The organism is Pseudomonas sp. Tul2A7 (assembly GCF_054790505.1).
Genome location: NZ_CP186499.1, coordinates 3,715,138 through 3,732,328 on the forward strand (window position 1 = coordinate 3,715,138; position 17,191 = coordinate 3,732,328).

Sequence of the window (17,191 nt, forward strand, 5' to 3'; positions counted from 1 at the left end):
GCGTTGAACGCTGCTGCGGGGCTTCAGAATGGCTTTTGCTCCCTGTAAGGGAATATTGCTGACCCGTATGGGGCGGCATTATAGGGAAAAAAACACGGCTGTGCTGAGGCGAATCCGCGCATGAAGCGGTCGAGGAGGGTCGATATTCGACGAGAGTGAGGGTTTACAGGGCTTTGCCGGGGGAAGATTTTTTTTCGTAAAAATCTCGCCATTGTGAATTTGCTCAAAAAACGAACAAAAATATGGGTTTTTCACTACATCTAGTGTTTTGCAAGCATTTTTGCCGGCTTCAAACACAACTGAGCCCGACCGAAGTCGGGCTGGAATCGACCCTCAATAAAGCGCTGAGAGATCCAATTCGGTGCAGTCTCGAATCATCAATTGGTGCAGCCGTTGCCCATGACGCTGTAACGCAGGATGTGGCGCTGACCTTTGGAGTCGTCGTACTCCATTTTTGCCGGTACTACTTCGCAGACGTTGGGAATTTCACTCATCGATACGACATTGGCGATGTCCAGGTGCGTGGAGTAAGTGTATTCCTCGATAACCGGTTGTTGCTGCGCGACATCAGTCGGAACCTCATCTGCCATGGCGGTTGCGCACAGACTGCTGAGGGCCAGAACCAATAAAGCTTTCATTTCAAATTTACCTTTTTGAGGTCGAGTGGGGTCACGCAACCTTTATGGGGTTGCGTGTGTAACTTCATCGTTTGCAGTTATTACTTGAGAGCTGGATTAACGGCCTTCGTGGGGGCTGTAACGTTGTTAATCGCGTTTGCCTTGTTGGCGAGGTGAATTTTAGGGGGATGGGGCGGGGGTAAACAGAGCGGGTTTTGATAAACACCTTTGGCAGATTTGGTAACAATCCCTTGATATGGGGATTGATAACCGGGTGGTTTGTCTGGGGGACCGAGGTGTCTGATTCGCTTGCAGGCAAGCTCCCACAGGGGGTTGGGGATGTTTGGGAGATCTGCGTGCGGGGTAGGTGGAGGATTTGTAGGGGCTTGTTACTACCATCGTCGAATGGTTCTATGGCCCCCGCCCCGTTACAACAGGGTCATACAAAAACAACTATTACACCGAGGTAGGAAAGATGAGTGCGGCTTCTCTGTATCCCGTTCGTCCCGAGGTTCTGGCTAACACGCTGACTGACGAGGCGACCTACAAAGCCATGTACCAGCAGTCGGTCGTCAACCCTGACGGCTTCTGGCGCGAGCAAGCCAAGCGTCTCGACTGGATCAAACCTTTCACCACGGTGAAACAGACGTCGTTCGACGATCACCATGTCGACATCAAGTGGTTTGCCGACGGCACCCTGAACGTTTCCTACAACTGCCTCGACCGTCATCTGGCCGAGCGCGGCGATCAAGTCGCGATCATCTGGGAAGGCGACGATCCTTCCGAGAGCCGCAACATCACTTACCGCGAACTGCACGAACAAGTGTGCAAACTGGCCAACGCCCTGCGTGGTCAGGACGTGCACCGCGGCGACGTGGTGACCATTTACATGCCGATGATTCCCGAAGCCGTGGTCGCCATGCTGGCCTGCACCCGGATCGGCGCGATTCACTCGGTGGTGTTCGGTGGTTTCTCGCCGGAAGCCCTGGCCGGTCGCATCATCGACTGCAAATCGAAAGTGGTGATCACCGCTGACGAAGGTATCCGCGCCGGCAAGAAGATTTCCCTCAAGGCCAACGTCGACGACGCACTGACCAACCCGGAAACCAGCAGCATCCAGAAAGTCATCGTCTGCAAGCGCACCGGTGGCGACATCAAGTGGAACCAGCATCGCGACATCTGGTACGAAGACTTGATGAAAGTGGCAGGCACCGTCTGCGCGCCGAAAGAGATGGGCGCGGAAGAAGCGCTGTTCATCCTTTATACCTCCGGCTCGACCGGCAAGCCGAAGGGCGTGCAGCACACCACTGGCGGTTATCTGCTGTACGCGGCGATGACCCACGAGCGCGTGTTTGACTATCGCCCGGGCGAAGTCTACTGGTGCACCGCCGACGTCGGCTGGGTCACCGGCCACAGCTACATCGTCTACGGCCCGCTGGCCAATGGCGCGACCACGCTGCTGTTCGAAGGCGTGCCGAACTATCCGGACATCACCCGGGTGGCGAAGATCGTCGACAAGCACAAGGTCAACATCCTCTACACCGCGCCGACCGCGATTCGCGCGATGATGGCCTCGGGTCAGGCCGCTGTTGAAGGCGCGGATGGCAGCAGCCTGCGTCTGCTCGGTTCGGTCGGTGAGCCGATCAACCCGGAAGCCTGGGACTGGTACTACAAGAATGTCGGCAAGTCGCGTTGCCCGATCGTCGATACCTGGTGGCAGACCGAAACCGGCGGCAACATGATGAGCCCGCTGCCGGGTGCGCACGCGCTGAAGCCGGGTTCGGCGGCGCGTCCGTTCTTTGGTGTGGTGCCGGCGCTGGTCGACAACCTCGGTAACATCATCGAGGGCGAGGCTGAAGGCAATCTGGTGATTCTTGATTCGTGGCCAGGTCAGGCGCGTACGCTGTACGGCGATCACGATCGTTTCGTTGATACCTACTTCAAGACCTTCCGTGGCATGTACTTCACCGGTGACGGCGCGCGCCGTGACGCCGATGGTTACTACTGGATCACTGGGCGTGTCGATGACGTGCTCAACGTGTCGGGCCACCGTATGGGCACGGCCGAGATCGAGAGCGCGATGGTTGCGCATCCGAAGGTTGCCGAGGCGGCTGTGGTGGGTGTGCCGCATGACATCAAGGGGCAGGGCATTTATGTCTACGTCACGTTGAAGAATGGCGAGGAGCCGACCGAGCAATTGCGTCTGGAGCTGAAAAACTGGGTGCGCAAGGAGATCGGGCCGATTGCTTCGCCGGACGTGATCCAGTGGGCGCCGGGGCTGCCGAAGACCCGTTCGGGCAAGATCATGCGCCGCATTCTGCGCAAGATTGCCACGGCGGAATATGACGGGTTGGGGGATATCTCGACCCTGGCGGATCCGGGTGTGGTGCAGCATTTGATTGATACGCACAAGACGATGAATGTTGCTTAAGTAGCAGGTCTGAAGAGAAGAAAGCCCCGCCCGGTGTATGCCGGTCGGGGCTTTTTTTGTGTCAGGGGGGGTGTGGTTGGGCGGGCCTCATCGCGAGCAGGCTCACTCCTACAATTGACCGAGTACCTTCAAATCCGATCGTTCCCACGCTCTGCGTGGGAATGCCTACCTCGACGCTCTGCGTCGGCTCCTGGGACGCGGAGCGTCCCTTGCTGCATTGCCACGCAGAGCGTGGGAACGATCGGGGGGTCAATAATTATCGATCTGTGCCGTAAGACATTTCCCGCTGTTACCCGACACCCTCTACGTAACCGAATGTGTAACCGCCCGCCCCGGAGCGGGGCAAAGGGAAACGCATTGCCCCGTTTTAGAGCCTCTAAACCCCCGGTGAAAAATAAGACACAACGCTGCGCTTGCCGGATTAGAAGGGTTTGCGAATAATAGGCCCGCAATTTGCAACATGGATCGGTTCACTGTCTTTCGCTCTTGCATGAAATTGCAGGGCTGTCAATGTGCCAAAGTCGCTTTCTCTGTGCATCTGTAATTAGTTGTCGCATTGAAGAAATATCGGCTTCGGGCCTGTCGTTAGAATGCCGATCACTCGCTCATCGTGGCTAACGTTGAAACCTCCCACGGTTTTGAAGGGAAATTTCCCACCGATGCAGCAACCGATTTCCCGATTCACCCATTCGCATATTGGGCTGTCGCTCACTCTGCCGTTTTTGCCCTTTACCGATGGAGTCCCAAGATGAAGAAACTTGTGCTGCTTGGCGCCCTGGCACTGTCCGTGCTGTCGATGAACGCCTTCGCTGACGAAAAACCTCTGAAGATCGGTATCGAAGCGGCTTACCCTCCGTTCGCTTCGAAAGCACCGGATGGCAGCATCGTCGGTTTCGACTACGACATCGGCAACGCTCTGTGCGAGCAGATGCAGGTCAAGTGTGTGTGGGTCGAGCAAGAGTTCGACGGTCTGATCCCGGCACTGAAAGTGCGCAAGATCGATGCGATTCTGTCGTCGATGTCGATCACTGAAGACCGCAAGAAGTCGGTCGACTTCACCAACAAGTACTACAACACCCCGGCACGTCTGGTCATGAAGGCCGGCACTCAGGTCAGCGAAAACCTGAGCGAGCTGAAGGGCAAGAACATCGGCGTACAACGTGGTTCGATCCACGAGCGTTTCGCCCGCGAAGTCCTCGCGCCACTGGGTGCCGAGATCAAGCCGTACGGCTCGCAGAACGAAATCTACCTCGACGTGGCTGCTGGCCGTCTCGACGGTACCGTGGCTGACGCAACCCTGCTGGACGACGGTTTCCTCAAAACCGACGCCGGTAAAGGCTTCGCGTTTGTTGGTCCTGCATTCACCGACGTCAAATACTTCGGCGACGGCGTAGGCATCGCAGTCCGCAAGGGCGATGCCCTGAAAGACAAGATCAACGCAGCCATCGCGGCCATCCGCGAAAACGGCAAATACAAAGCAATCCAGGACAAGTACTTCGCCTTCGATATCTACGGCAAGTAATACGTCTCTGCGACAAGTCCGAAATGGCGCAAGCAACAGGATCTCTGCGGTTTGCGCCATTTTTTCATCCCAACTTTCGAGGACCTGAATCATGTTGAAAGGCTACGGGGCTGTCATCCTCGATGGCGCATGGCTGACGCTTCAGCTCGCCTTGTCGTCCATGGCTCTGGCCATCGTTCTCGGGCTGATCGGTGTCGCGTTGCGCCTGTCGCCGGTGCGCTGGCTGGCCTGGCTGGGCGATCTGTATTCCACGGTGATCCGCGGGATTCCCGATCTGGTGCTGATCCTGCTGATCTTCTACGGCGGTCAGGACTTGCTCAACCGCGTCGCACCGATGCTCGGTTATGACGACTACATCGATCTGAATCCGCTGGCCGCCGGTATCGGCACCCTCGGTTTCATCTTCGGTGCGTACCTGTCGGAAACCTTCCGTGGCGCGTTCATGGCCATTCCCAAAGGTCAGGCCGAAGCCGGCATGGCGTACGGCATGAGCAGTTTTCAGGTGTTCTTCCGGGTGATGGTGCCGCAGATGATTCGCCTGGCGATTCCGGGCTTCACCAACAACTGGCTGGTACTGACCAAGGCGACCGCGCTGATTTCCGTGGTCGGTCTGCAAGACATGATGTTCAAGGCCAAGCAGGCGGCGGATGCCACTCGTGAGCCTTTCACCTTCTTCCTCGCAGTGGCGGCGATGTACCTGGTGATCACCAGTGTTTCGTTGCTGATCCTGCGTCAACTTGAGAAGCGCTACTCGGTAGGCGTAAGGGCGGCTGATCTATGATCTTCGACTACAACGTCATTTGGGAGGCCATGCCGCTGTACCTCGGCGGCCTGCTGACCACCCTCAAATTGCTCGCGCTGTCGCTGTTTTTCGGTCTGCTCGCGGCCCTGCCGCTGGGGCTGATGCGCGTTTCGAAGAACCCGGTCGTCAACGGCGCCGCGTGGCTTTACACCTACGTGATCCGTGGCACGCCGATGCTGGTGCAACTGTTCCTGATCTACTACGGTCTGGCGCAGTTCGAAGCGGTCCGCGAAAGCTTCCTGTGGCCGTGGCTGTCCAGCGCAACGTTCTGTGCGTGCCTGGCCTTTGCGGTCAACACCAGCGCCTACACCGCTGAAATCATCGCCGGCAGCCTCAAGGCCACGCCGAACGGTGAGATCGAAGCGGCGAAAGCCATGGGCATGTCGCGCTTCAAACTGTACAAACGCATCCTGCTGCCATCGGCCCTGCGCCGGGCGCTGCCGCAGTACAGTAACGAAGTGATCATGATGCTGCAGACCACTAGTCTGGCCTCTATCGTCACCCTGATCGATATCACTGGCGCAGCACGCACGGTCAACGCGCAGTTCTATCTGCCGTTCGAGGCGTACATCACCGCCGGCGTGTTCTACCTGTGCCTGACGTTCATTCTGGTCAAGCTGTTCAAACTGGCTGAGCGTCGCTGGTTGAGCTACCTGGCCCCGCGGAAGCACTGATATGCAACGCATTGACCACGTATTGCCGTGGAGCCATCTGGGCAGCGAGCGCAAGATTTCGGTCTTTCGCTTCGGTCATGGCGAGCGCAAGGCCTACATTCAGGCCAGCCTGCACGCTGACGAATTGCCGGGCATGCGCACCGCCTGGGAGCTGAAAAAGCGCCTCGGCGAACTCGAAGCCAAAGGCTTGCTCAACGGTGTCATCGAGCTGGTGCCAGTCGCCAACCCTTTGGGTCTTGGGCAGTTGCTGCAAGGCAATCACCAGGGCCGTTTCGAAGCGGGTAGCGGCAAGAACTTCAACCGTGATTTCGTTGAGTTGAGCGCGCCGGTTGCGGCCGCTTTGGCTGACAGTCTCGGTGATGATCCGCACGCTAATGTGCGCCTGATCCGTCAGGCCATGGCCGATCACCTGGCCGCATTGCCGGAAGCGAGCAGTCAGTTGCAAGGCATGCAGCGCGTGTTGCTCAGCCACGCTTGCAGCGCTGATGTGGTGCTCGACTTGCACTGCGATGCCGAAGCCGCGCTGCACATGTACGCGTTGCCGCAGCACTGGCCGCAGTGGCGTTCGCTGGCCGCGCACCTGAATGTGAAGGTCGGATTGCTGGCGGAAGATTCCGGCGGCAGTTCGTTCGATGAAGCCTGCTCGTTGCCGTGGCTGCGTCTGTCGCGGCAGTTTCCCGATGCGCAGATTCCGCTGGCGTGTCTGGCAACGACCATTGAGCTGGGCGGTCAGGCCGACACTGGTCGCGCCGAAGCCGAGGCGTATGCTGAAGGCATTCTCGCCTTCCTCGCTGAGCAAGGTTTGATTACCGGCGAGTGGCCGAATCCAGCACACGAAGCCTGTGAAGGCATGCCGTTCGAAGGCACCGAGTTGCTGTTCGCGCCGCATCCGGGCGTCGTGAGTTTTCTGCGCAAGCCCGGCGAATGGGTCGAGGCGGGCGACGAGATTTTTGAAGTGATTGATCCTCTGTCCGATCGGGTCAGCACGGTGTGTGCTGGTACCTCCGGGGTGCTGTTTGCCATTGAACGGCTGCGTTATGCCCAACCCGGTTTCTGGCTGGCCAAGGTGGCGGGGCGCGAAGCGCTGCGTCACGGGCGCTTGCTCAACGACTGACTGACTGTTTTTGTGAGAACCGACCGCATGTACAAACTTGAAGTCCAAGACCTGCATAAACGCTATGGCAGTCACGAAGTGCTCAAGGGCGTGTCCCTGAAAGCGGCAGCCGGCGATGTGATCAGCATCATCGGCTCCAGTGGCTCCGGCAAAAGTACTTTCCTGCGCTGCATCAACCTGCTCGAGCAGCCGCACGCGGGCAGGATTCTGCTCAATAACGAAGAGCTGAAACTGGTAGCGAACAAGGACGGTGCGTTGAAAGCCGCTGATCCAAAGCAGCTGCAACGCATGCGTTCGCGTCTGTCGATGGTGTTCCAGCATTTCAATCTGTGGTCGCACATGACCGCGATTGAAAACATCATGGAAGCACCGGTTCACGTGCTCGGCGTACCCAAGTACGAAGCGCGCGAAAAAGCCGAGTACTACCTGAACAAGGTCGGCGTGGCCCATCGTAAAGACGCCTTCCCGGGGCACATGTCCGGTGGCGAGCAGCAGCGCGTGGCGATCGCTCGTGCACTGGCGATGGAGCCAGAGGTGATGCTGTTCGACGAGCCGACTTCGGCCCTCGACCCGGAACTGGTGGGCGACGTGCTGAAAGTCATGCAAGCGCTGGCTCAGGAAGGTCGCACCATGGTTGTGGTAACCCATGAAATGGGCTTTGCCCGTGAAGTGTCGAACCAGTTGGTGTTCCTGCACAAAGGTGTGGTGGAAGAAAGTGGCAACCCGCGTGAAGTGCTGGTTAATCCGCAATCGGAACGTTTGCAGCAATTCCTCTCGGGCAGTTTGAAATAAATCAGGGCTGCCGTTGTGCACCGTGATAGTGCATGCTTCGCAGCCAGAAGGCCGGCCTGCGATCTCTGTGGGAGCGAGCCTGCTCGCGAATGCGGTGTGACATCCGACATAGATGTCGACTGATCCACCGCTTTCGCGAGCAGGCTCGCTCCCACAGTTGGATCCCTGCCTGGATCTCGGTTGGTTTCAAGATTTGTGTTCATTTACGGGCTAGCATTGGCCCATGCCTTCATCACTGTTCTTCGTTTCGGATCGCCCGCCCATGACTGCCCATCGAATTGGTTTCCTGATTTGGCCCAGCACTAAAGCGTTGACGCTGGCGCTGGCGGAGGAAGCCTTGCGTGTTGCTCAGCGGGTGCACCCGGACGTAGTTTACGAACTGTCGTTCCTGCAGGCCGAGCCTCCGGCCGAAGGCGCCTGGCAATTGCCCGGCGAGGCATGGACTGGCAAGCTCGAAAACTTCCAGAAACTGTTCCTGCTCGCTGACGAGCCGCCGACCACGTTGGCCCCGGCACTCAGCAGTGCGCTCAAGCAGCTGGTGCGTGCAGGTACCGTCATCGGCGGTTTGTCCGCTGGCGTTTATCCCTTGGCGCAACTCGGTTTGCTCGACGGTTATCGCGCCGCCGTGCACTGGCGCTGGCAGGACGATTTCGCCGAGCGTTTCCCGAAAGTCATCGCCACCAGCCATCTGTTCGACTGGGATCGCGATCGCCTGACCGCGTGTGGCGGCATGTCCGTGCTCGATCTGTTGCTGGCGGTGCTGGCTCGTGATCACGGTGCGGAACTGGCCGGCGCAGTCTCGGAAGAACTGGTCGTTGAGCGCATCCGCGAGGGCGGCGAGCGTCAGCGCATCCCGTTGCAGAACCGTCTCGGTTCCAGTCATCCGAAGCTCACCCAAGCGGTGTTGCTGATGGAAGCCAATATCGAAGAACCGCTGACCACCGACGAAATCGCCCAACACGTTTGCGTATCCCGTCGTCAGTTGGAACGGATCTTCAAGCAATACCTCAACCGTGTGCCGAGCCAGTACTACCTGGAACTGCGCCTGAACAAGGCCCGGCAGATGTTGATGCAGACCAGCAAGTCGATCATCCAGATCGGCCTCTCGTGTGGCTTCTCCTCGGGGCCGCATTTCTCCAGCGCCTATCGCAACTTCTTCGGTGCCACGCCGCGGGAAGATCGCAACCAGCGGCGCAGCAGCAGCCCGTTCGAATTGTCATCGGTGCCGCCTGAGCGCGGCTAACCCCTAGTCGACGACCAGCTCAGCGGAGCTTCCAGAAGAGTCGATGTACGGCCTGGCTTCGGCGCCACTGGAAAACGAGTCGTCTTCGAACGCGTCGAATTCCTGTCGGGTTCTTCGCGTCAGCGCCAATCGCGCAGCCCTTCTGCTGTGGTAAACATTGAGGGTTTGCTGACTGGTCGGGGATAGCGGATTGCCGTTGAAGTCGAAATCGGTAGTGTCGGCGTCCATGATTTCGATGGGCAATTCGCTGATGCCGTTGTTGCCCAGGTTGGCATTATCAAGGCGCGCGCTACTGAATAAACCCGGCGGTATGTCTGTCAGCCCCGTGTTGTTCAGATCCAGTCTGGCCAGTGCCGTCATCTGACTGAGGTCGGGGACTCGGCCCAGCGTGTTGTTCCTCAAGTTGAGTCGATTGAGATTGATCATGTTGCGCAATGCATTCGCGGTGTCCTCGGTAAGGGTGATGCGGCAGTCGATCAGGCTCAGTTCCGTCAGGTTTTCCATGGCTGCAACCGCGTAGGGAATGTCCCCCAGTTGGTAGCCTTCTATGGCAAGTGCGTGCAGGTTGGCAAAACGCTCGAGGAATCGACCGAGACGAGGCGATGTGAAGCTGCTGCTCGTCAGGTTCAGTGCGCGTATGTGGCTGAAGTCAGCGGACAGCGTCGGCAGCTCACCGATGATCGGCAGGTTCGAGGTGAAACTGATTTCGCTTTGACCCGCGGTGACGATTCGGCGCCAGCAATACTCCAGGCTTGTCTTGAATTGTTCCCGGCGTTCGCGCTCCTGCAGCAAGGTTTCGGGGGGCAGCGGGGCATTGCTGACGGGGTCGACTGGGGTCTGTGTGGTCCAGGTTTCGAGATCACTGATCAGGGACGCCAGCTCGCCGCGTCGGCGTACCAGTTCAAGGTGCCCGTCGGCCAGTGTGCCGGGCAGGCTGTAAACCAGTTCGTCGAGCCGCGTATCGGTCAGATGCGGATACAGCTCGCGGGCCAACAGGCTGTTTTCCTGCGGGACGGAAACGCCAAAATCAATGCCCTGTGCTTGCCAGTGGGTTTTTATCCGCTCGCGCATGGCCGGCAACAGTGGGTTCTGATTCAAGTCAAAACCATTGCTGGCGTCCGGGGACAGCTGAAAAAGTGCCTCTGGCAGCACGCTGATGCGGTTTTGATGAAGGATCGCGGTTTCCAGTACCGGCAATTCGAGCAGGCCGGGGGGAATCTGCTCGATCCCGGTTCTGGAGAGGTCGATGAACGTCAGTGCTCTCAATGCAGAAACGTCAAGGGCGTCGCCCAGTGGGTTGTTGTACATATCCAGCATGGTCAGTCGGGACAGCGAGGACAACGCAGCTTGACCGGCTTCTTCCAGAACAACGCCACAGTTGCTCAATACCAGTGTTTTCAGTTTGGGCATGCGAGACAGGGCTTGGGGTATTTGACCCAAGGCAAAACCGCGCATTTCCAGTGTCTCAAGTCCGCTAAAGCAGCTCAGGAACCCCTCGGTGCCGGACAGCGCTTCGTTGCCCTGCAAGGTTAGTTGGGTGACATGGCTGAAGTCGGCCGCCAGCGTCGGCAGATCGCCGATCACCCGCAGATTGGCGTCGAACGCATTGAGTCTGAGTTCTGTTTTGCTGTTTTGTCGACTACGCCAGAAGTGTTCCAGTTGCCGACTGAACGCTCGGCGCTCAAACCGTTGCGTGGCTCGATCAACCGCGTTCATGTACAACCCCAAAGGGCCTGCCGGAGCACGTTCTGACCATTCGACAAGGTCGCTGACCAGCTGCGTGATTTCCATCTCCCAGTGCGCCAGTTGAGCGCTGCCGTCTGCCAGTGTTCCGGGCAATTCATAGATCACATGAGTGATATCTTCGATGTCCAGGTCAGGAAACAATTGCTGTGCGGTGGTGATGTCGGCGAGATCGGGAAGTACGCCGAAGTCGTAACCAACGGCCGCGTAGTGCGCCTTGATACGATCACGCGTAGCGGTGGACAACGGGTTTTTGCCTAGATTGATGCCGTCAGCCAGATCGATGTCCATCGTGAAAAAGGATTCCGGCAGATCCGTGATCGCGTTGTCGTTGAGCAGCGCAGTGCGCAGGTTGGAGTGAGTGGCAAGGCCATTGGGCACGTTGGCCAGGCCGGTGTTGATCAAGCGAATATCATTGAGCATCGGCAGCCCCGCCAGATCGGGAATCTGCACCAGCGTGTTATGGCTCAGGTTCAGGCGTTCAAGTTCACTCAACGATTGCAGCAACGTCTGGGCTTCAGGTGTGAAGGTGATACCGCAACTGGACAGTGTCAGCTCCCTGAGCTCTGACAGGCGTGCAAGGTTGGCCGGGACCTGCCCCAGTGCGAAGTTGCGCATTTCCAGAACGTGCAGGTTGGGAAACCGGTCAATGAAGGAGGCGATCTCACCAATGGCTGGCGTGCCTATCAGGTTCAGCGTTGACACATGGCTGAAGTCCGCCGTCAGCCGTGGCATGTTTCCGCTGAAGGCCAGATTGGTAAAGAAATGATCCTCGCGCATGCTGGATGTGCTCGATCGGCTCTGCCAGAAATTCTGCAGTCGTTGAGCGAATTCCGATCGTGCCGTGTAGTTGTTGTACATCTCGATGGCATCGATCGCCGCACCGGTCACGGGATCGTGTTGCGGTACCTGAAGGGCCCATGCGCGAAGGTCGCGTTTGAGCCCTTCCAGTTCTGTTTTCCAGGTGTAGAGCTGAGTCCTGCCGTCTGCCAGGGTGCCGGGCAGCTCATAGATCATTTCACTGGCCTCGACGGTGTCGAGCGCCGGGAACAGTTCGCGCGCCAGGGTGATGTCTGCAGGATTCGCGAGTACGTCGAAATCCTGCCCGGTTCGGCGGTAGTAGGTTTTTATCCGCTCACGGGTGGCCAGCGAGAGTTGCGGATTATCGGCCAGATCAATGCCGTCGCTGCGGTCGGCCGGGAGCTCGAACAGGGCGTCGGGTATTTCGCTGATGTTGTTTTCGCTGAACAGTGCCGATCTCAGGCGGGGATGGTCGGTGATGCCGGGTGGAAGCTCGTGCAGGCCTGTATCGGAGACGTCCAGATATTTGAGCGAGGGCAGCAGATTCAGATCAAAAAGGGTTCCGAGGGGGTTGCCGCGCAATTCGAGTATTTGCAACTGGTTCATGGCGGTCAGCGCTGCCTGATTTTGCGGGGTGTTCACCACCCCGCAATCCTTCAGCCGCAATATGACCAGTTGCTGCGCATCGATGGATGACAATGTGCCGGATTCCAGGTCAAAAAAACTCAGTTCCAGCTGCGTCAGATTCTGGAAACGTTGCAGGAAGGGCAGCAGGGCCGAAACGTTCTTGTTGCCATCGAGCAACAATTCGCCAACGTGAGCGAAGTCTGCTTCGAGCACCGGCATATCGCCGATGAACTCGACGCTCGCTTGCAGGCGGTTGTTGCGCAGGCTCGGGGCTGCCGGAGATCTTTCGCGCCAGAACTGTTCGAGTTTGATGCTGAATCCTTGTCGGGCCAGACGCTCATTTACCCGCTCGCTCATGGTCAACGCCAGGCCGGTTTCGGGGTGAACGTCAGGAACGTTATTGGTCCATTGCGCGAGGTCGTTTTGCATCCGGTGGAGTTCGGTTTCCCAACCGGCGAGCCGGGCGCGGCCGTCAACCAGTGTTCCGGGCAATCGATAGAGCAGTTCAGTGGCGCGCTCGGTGTCGAGTACGGGAAAGAGGTTCATGGCCCGATTCAAATCGGCTCGTTCCGGCAAGATGCCGAAGTGTTTTGAGGTTCGCTGGTAGTAGATTTTCGCCCGTTCGCGGCTGACGGCAGACAAGGGATTGTTGGCAAAGCTGAAGCCATCGCTCAACACCGCAGACAGGTCGAAATAAGCCTCGGGAATATCCACGATCCGATTGCCGTCGAACCTGCCGGTAGCCAGTCGTGGATGATTGAGCAGACCGTCCGGCAGCGTGGTGATGTTCGTGTTGTCGAGATTGAGGTAGCGCAACGAAGGTATGGCCTGCAAATCGGGCGTGGCGCCCAGACGGTTGCCCTGCAGGTCCAGCACCTGCAGTTCGGACAGCGGCGAAAACAGCGAGCGGCTGTCGGCCGGCAGCACTATGCCGCAGTTACGCACGGTCAGATTTCGCAGGCCCAACATCGTGCTGATGGCGGGCGGCAGGTTCGGCACGTTCAGGTTCTGGATGTCCAGGTACATCAGTCGCGGGAATCGCTGCAGAAACCCGTCGACGGCACCGGTGCGGGCGCTGCCATTGATGCTCAGCAAGACGACATGGCTGAAATCGGCATTCAGCACAGGCAGATCGCCAATGATCGGTTCCCTGATCTGCAGGATGTAACCGGCAGAGCTGCGTAACTCTCTGCGCCAGCAGCGTTCGAGGTCGATCCTCAGATTCGTTCGGCTTTGCCTTGCCGCCCGCCGTTCAATCGCCGTCAAAGGAAGGCCGGTGGCGGGGTTGTTCACCGGCACCTGCTCCTCCCACAGGCGCAGATCATCTTGAAGCTGGCCGAGTTCGCCTCTCAGGCGCGCCAGTTCGTTTCTGATGGCGACCGGATTCTGGTTGAAACTGAGCGCAAAGTCCTCGGCCTCCTGGGCGGTGTAGCCGCGATAGATCACCTGAACAGGTTCCAGCGGAGCGGGTTCTACGAAGCCGCCGGGCGGCATATAGGCTGCAGGCAGACCAAACGTTGGCTGGTGACCGCCACGCCCCACCAGGCGCAGGGTTTCCAGCTGTGCCTCTGGCGCGGGGGGCAGTGCAATCGCCACGCGCAGATTCGCGCGATCCAGCGGTCGGGCACGTATTGCACTTTTCAATTGTGGCGCCTGGTCAATCTGCAGGTTCAGGGCCTGGCGTTCAGTGTCCGGCAGGGCGTAGAGGATGCTCGAGTAAATATCCGCGACCGCGTGCAATTGCTGGCCGCGGTCATCGAACGGCTGGTAGCGGCCATCGGTCTGCCTGACCAGGACTTTTTGCGACGGGGCATCGACACGGCCGGTACTGTCGAGCAGTGCGCCTGTGTAGTGCTCATCACGGATCTCGAGGCGCACGTCACCGCTCCAGCCGGGCAAGTTCCGGAGGCTGTGCAGGACCAGCGTGTCGGTGTCCGGATTGCTCGTCGAGTCCAGCTCCAGTCCTTCATAAGCACGCGTGATGCGTACTTGGGCAGTGGCGATCTGGATCAGGTCTTGCTGACGCTGTGGCAACTGACCTTCGCTGATCTGCAGCAGCTCATCGCCGGTGGCGTTGTTGAGCAGTTCCTGGGTGACGGGCAGGGGCAGTGTCGATTGATGTTGCGTGATGCAGGTGATCAATGGGTCTTCGGGCGTTCCGATGGCCTGGTAGCGAGCATCGAACAACACCCCGCGCTGCGCTTTGGCGACTTGCAGCAGTTGCTGGCGCAAATTGCGGGTGCGCACCTCCAGCGACAGATCCGGCCCGGCGAATGTTTCGCCCGATAACGCTTTGGCATCCTGTTCGTTGAGCGTTTGCAGCAGCGTTTTGAGAACGTCGCCGTCGCGCAGATTGTTCAAGTGAATATCGGTCAGTGGCAAGGTCTCGTCGGCTGCAGACTGCCAAATGACGAGACCTTGCGGATCGCTCAGGCGCAGGCGTTTGCCGGCAGGCCAGCGACCGTATTCGCTGAGCAGTTGCAACTGCGTCAGCGGGTCGGCGGCACGTTGCTGTTCAGGCAGTTCGCTGGCCATCTGTTCGATGAACAGTTGAAGATCCTGGTCGATCCTGAAGCGTGTAATGCTGTCGGCCAACAATGGCGGCAACGGCGCCTGATCGACATGCATCAGGCGCAGGGCGTCATGGTCAAAGCCGCTGACCTGAAGGATGCGCTCGCGTTGAGCGGGAGTGAACGCTTCGACCGTGTGGCCGATTCGTCGCAATGCCGTAGGCGGATCCCACTCCAGCGGCTGTTCGAGCTCGGTATGCCACGCGCCGTTGCCGTTATGGCGAAGTAGCGGTTTGTAGGCATCGGGGCGGGTGGGATGGTCAATTCGATACTGGCCGGGAATCTGGCTTTCGGTGACGGCGAAATGTGCTTCATCCAGTGACAGCACTTGCTTCCCTTGATGCTGATGCAACCCGAGTCCATTCGGCGTGGACCAGTGGTCAGGTGCGGTTTTCTGTTCGTAGCGGGCCAGATCCGGTGCCCAGTAGCGGGTTTGGCCGTCGGGCATCTTCACCGGTTTGAAGCGGTCGATGAAGGCGACAATCTCTTTGGGCAACACATTGCGAAACTCGCTCACGGCAATGCCGCCACCGACGGCAAATGCGCCGAGCTGGACCGCCGACTCCAGGCAACCGAACAGATGTTCCAGCGCTTCGGTGTTCTGGCCTTGTGCCCATTCGACGATGCCTTCAAACACTTCGTCGAGAAACTGATAGGCCATGTACGCCATCATCATCTCTCCCAGAAACGGCACGAACGGCGCAATGATGAACGCCGCGGTCTGTACAACGGCCGAAGCGATGCCGACGAACGAATCCCATAGCGCCCAGCGCGCTTTTGAATCCACCGCAGCGGTGGCGACGGCAATGACTGCGGCGTCGTTAAGGATCTTGTTCAACTTGCCTTGATAAAGGTGTTCCCATAATTCGCCGCTGATCGGTGTCGGGTTCAATTGAAGTTTCGGTTTGTCCAACGGTTCGTCTCGCCAGGGCGCTTTAGAGCTGCCGGTTTGCGGTGGGTGCCACGTGACCCGGCTCAATCGCGCGTTCAGGCTGGAGAAGAAAAAGCCGCGCTGTTCATGGTTGATGAAACGACTGAAGAAGTTCTGGTAGTCGGCGGAGCGCAACTGGCGGGTCAGCTCGACTTCAAAGGCTGCCGATGAGGCGTACTCCTTGATCGGGTGCTCGGGGTCGTTCGGCACATAGACCACCACTTGGGCCGCACTTCGCGGCTCATAGGTTGGCGGCGCAAAAAGCACAATGTCGGCCAGCGGCGCGGCCATCATCGTCAGGCTGTGGCATAACACGGAATGACCGTTGATCCGCATATGCGGGATGCCATCGACCAGAGCGCTGATCGTGCGAAACCAGCTGTCACTGATGTCGCCGCTCATGCGCGCAAATTGCAGGGCGGCTTTCAGTCCGGCCTGCTGGCTTTTGTCGACTTGCTGGCGCAAGGCCGCGGCGGTTTGCCCGTCGCTGATTCCGAGGTTGTCTTCCAGATAGGTCATGTATTGCGCGCCGATATCCAGCGTGCGACAGAGCCGGGTGAACGCCGGGATGCTCATCTGTTGCTTGATCCAGGGCAGGGTGTCGAACACGTCACTCAGCGAGGGTTGAGCGGGGAGCGCCGAGTCGACGCCCTCCTCAAGGAGGGGGCGGCCGCTCTTGGTGGGGAAGGTGATGTAAGTGGAGTCGGCCTCGTAGGCATCGTCCACGGTTTCCTTTTCCTCGAAGTTATGCAAAGCGGCGTCCAGCAACGACACTTTCCAGGTACGGGCACCGCTCTTGATCGAAAACACCGGAGTGGTCACCGGGATGTACAGGTGCAGGAACGTGGTTCTGACATCCAGATCCAGATTGAACTGGGCCTTGAGCGCGGCTTTGAGCAATGGCTCGGCGAAGGCTCGGGCATCCTGCAAGTGGGCCAGCCGTTGGTCGACAGCGTTTTGTGCCGACCAGTGGGCGGCATTGAGGGCTTTAAGCGCCTGATGCTGAGCGACCGGCAGCCCTTGCAGTTTCAGCGGCATCACCGGAAGTGTGTTCTTGAGGGCGTTGCGTCGGGTTGGCGAGGCGTTGCCCAGCCAATCGGGCAGGCTGTCTTTGAGATGCAGGTAATGAGCATCGGGCTGTCGGGAGTCGACGATTTGGCGGGGGGCGGTGTGCTGCTCTGCGGTCGGGTACATCGGGCCAATCCTTGGCGGTGGAAAGTGCCAAGCAAAACAGAGCAACGCACAGCGAGTGCGGTACATATTTATACCGGTGAAAGGGCATTGAGTTGATATCCTTCCCGACCTGCCGCAAATCGGCAGCGCC

General features: G+C 58.7%; 9 protein-coding genes. 7 read left to right on the plus strand and 2 right to left on the minus strand.

Annotated elements, in window-relative coordinates; genetic code table 11:
* Positions 1-377: 377 nt before the first annotated feature.
* A complete protein-coding gene (locus ACOYXJ_RS16710) occupies positions 378-638 on the minus strand; it encodes a DUF2790 domain-containing protein (RefSeq protein WP_008084846.1) in 261 nt (86 codons plus the stop codon).
* Between the two features lie 454 nt (positions 639-1,092).
* Here ACOYXJ_RS16710 and acs point away from each other — a divergent pair, with 454 nt between their 5' ends.
* The 7 genes from acs to argR all read left to right on the plus strand — a co-directional run bounded on the left by acs (position 1,093) and on the right by argR (position 9,195).
* Positions 1,093-3,048 (plus strand): acetate--CoA ligase, encoded by a 1,956-nt coding sequence (gene acs / locus ACOYXJ_RS16715; protein ID WP_007912698.1) that lies wholly within the window; start codon positions 1,093-1,095, stop codon positions 3,046-3,048.
* Between the two features lie 748 nt (positions 3,049-3,796).
* Entirely contained in the window at positions 3,797-4,570 is a 774-nt protein-coding gene (locus tag ACOYXJ_RS16720) for an ABC transporter substrate-binding protein (RefSeq protein WP_150795148.1), read from the plus strand.
* Positions 4,571-4,661: 91 nt separating this feature from the next.
* Positions 4,662-5,351, plus strand: coding sequence for an ABC transporter permease (locus tag ACOYXJ_RS16725; RefSeq protein WP_007912702.1), 690 nt, complete (start codon positions 4,662-4,664; stop codon positions 5,349-5,351).
* Entirely contained in the window at positions 5,348-6,046 is a 699-nt protein-coding gene (locus ACOYXJ_RS16730) for an ABC transporter permease (RefSeq protein WP_007912703.1), read from the plus strand. Before ACOYXJ_RS16725 ends, ACOYXJ_RS16730 begins: the two co-directional genes overlap by 4 nt.
* Before the next feature lies 1 nt (position 6,047).
* Positions 6,048-7,160 (plus strand): M14 family metallopeptidase, encoded by a 1,113-nt coding sequence (locus tag ACOYXJ_RS16735; protein ID WP_460370545.1) that lies wholly within the window; start codon positions 6,048-6,050, stop codon positions 7,158-7,160.
* A gap of 27 nt (positions 7,161-7,187) precedes the next feature.
* Positions 7,188-7,952: an ABC transporter ATP-binding protein gene (locus tag ACOYXJ_RS16740; protein ID WP_186529828.1), complete on the plus strand. Its 765-nt coding sequence runs from the start codon at positions 7,188-7,190 to the stop codon at positions 7,950-7,952.
* Positions 7,953-8,214: 262 nt separating this feature from the next.
* A complete protein-coding gene (gene argR, locus ACOYXJ_RS16745; RefSeq protein WP_034153329.1) occupies positions 8,215-9,195 on the plus strand; it encodes a transcriptional regulator ArgR in 981 nt (326 codons plus the stop codon).
* A 3-nt stretch (positions 9,196-9,198) separates the two neighbouring features.
* On the opposite strand, the gene ACOYXJ_RS16750 is transcribed toward argR, so the two are convergent.
* The gene (locus ACOYXJ_RS16750; RefSeq protein WP_460370548.1) at positions 9,199-17,061 is read right to left on the minus strand and encodes a dermonecrotic toxin domain-containing protein; all 7,863 of its coding nucleotides are present in this window, start codon (positions 17,059-17,061) and stop codon (positions 9,199-9,201) included.
* Positions 17,062-17,191: the final 130 nt, after the last annotated feature.

Coding starts and splice junctions, on each gene's coding strand:
- ACOYXJ_RS16725 (WP_007912702.1), top strand. CDS start 4,662: ATGTTGAAAGGCTACGGGGCTGTCATCCTCGATGGCGCATGGCTGACG.
- acs (WP_007912698.1), top strand. CDS start 1,093: ATGAGTGCGGCTTCTCTGTATCCCGTTCGTCCCGAGGTTCTGGCTAAC.
- ACOYXJ_RS16740 (WP_186529828.1), top strand. CDS start 7,188: ATGTACAAACTTGAAGTCCAAGACCTGCATAAACGCTATGGCAGTCAC.
- ACOYXJ_RS16750 (WP_460370548.1), bottom strand. CDS start 17,061: ATGTACCCGACCGCAGAGCAGCACACCGCCCCCCGCCAAATCGTCGAC.
- ACOYXJ_RS16720 (WP_150795148.1), top strand. CDS start 3,797: ATGAAGAAACTTGTGCTGCTTGGCGCCCTGGCACTGTCCGTGCTGTCG.
- argR (WP_034153329.1), top strand. CDS start 8,215: ATGACTGCCCATCGAATTGGTTTCCTGATTTGGCCCAGCACTAAAGCG.
- ACOYXJ_RS16710 (WP_008084846.1), bottom strand. CDS start 638: ATGAAAGCTTTATTGGTTCTGGCCCTCAGCAGTCTGTGCGCAACCGCC.
- ACOYXJ_RS16735 (WP_460370545.1), top strand. CDS start 6,048: ATGCAACGCATTGACCACGTATTGCCGTGGAGCCATCTGGGCAGCGAG.
- ACOYXJ_RS16730 (WP_007912703.1), top strand. CDS start 5,348: ATGATCTTCGACTACAACGTCATTTGGGAGGCCATGCCGCTGTACCTC.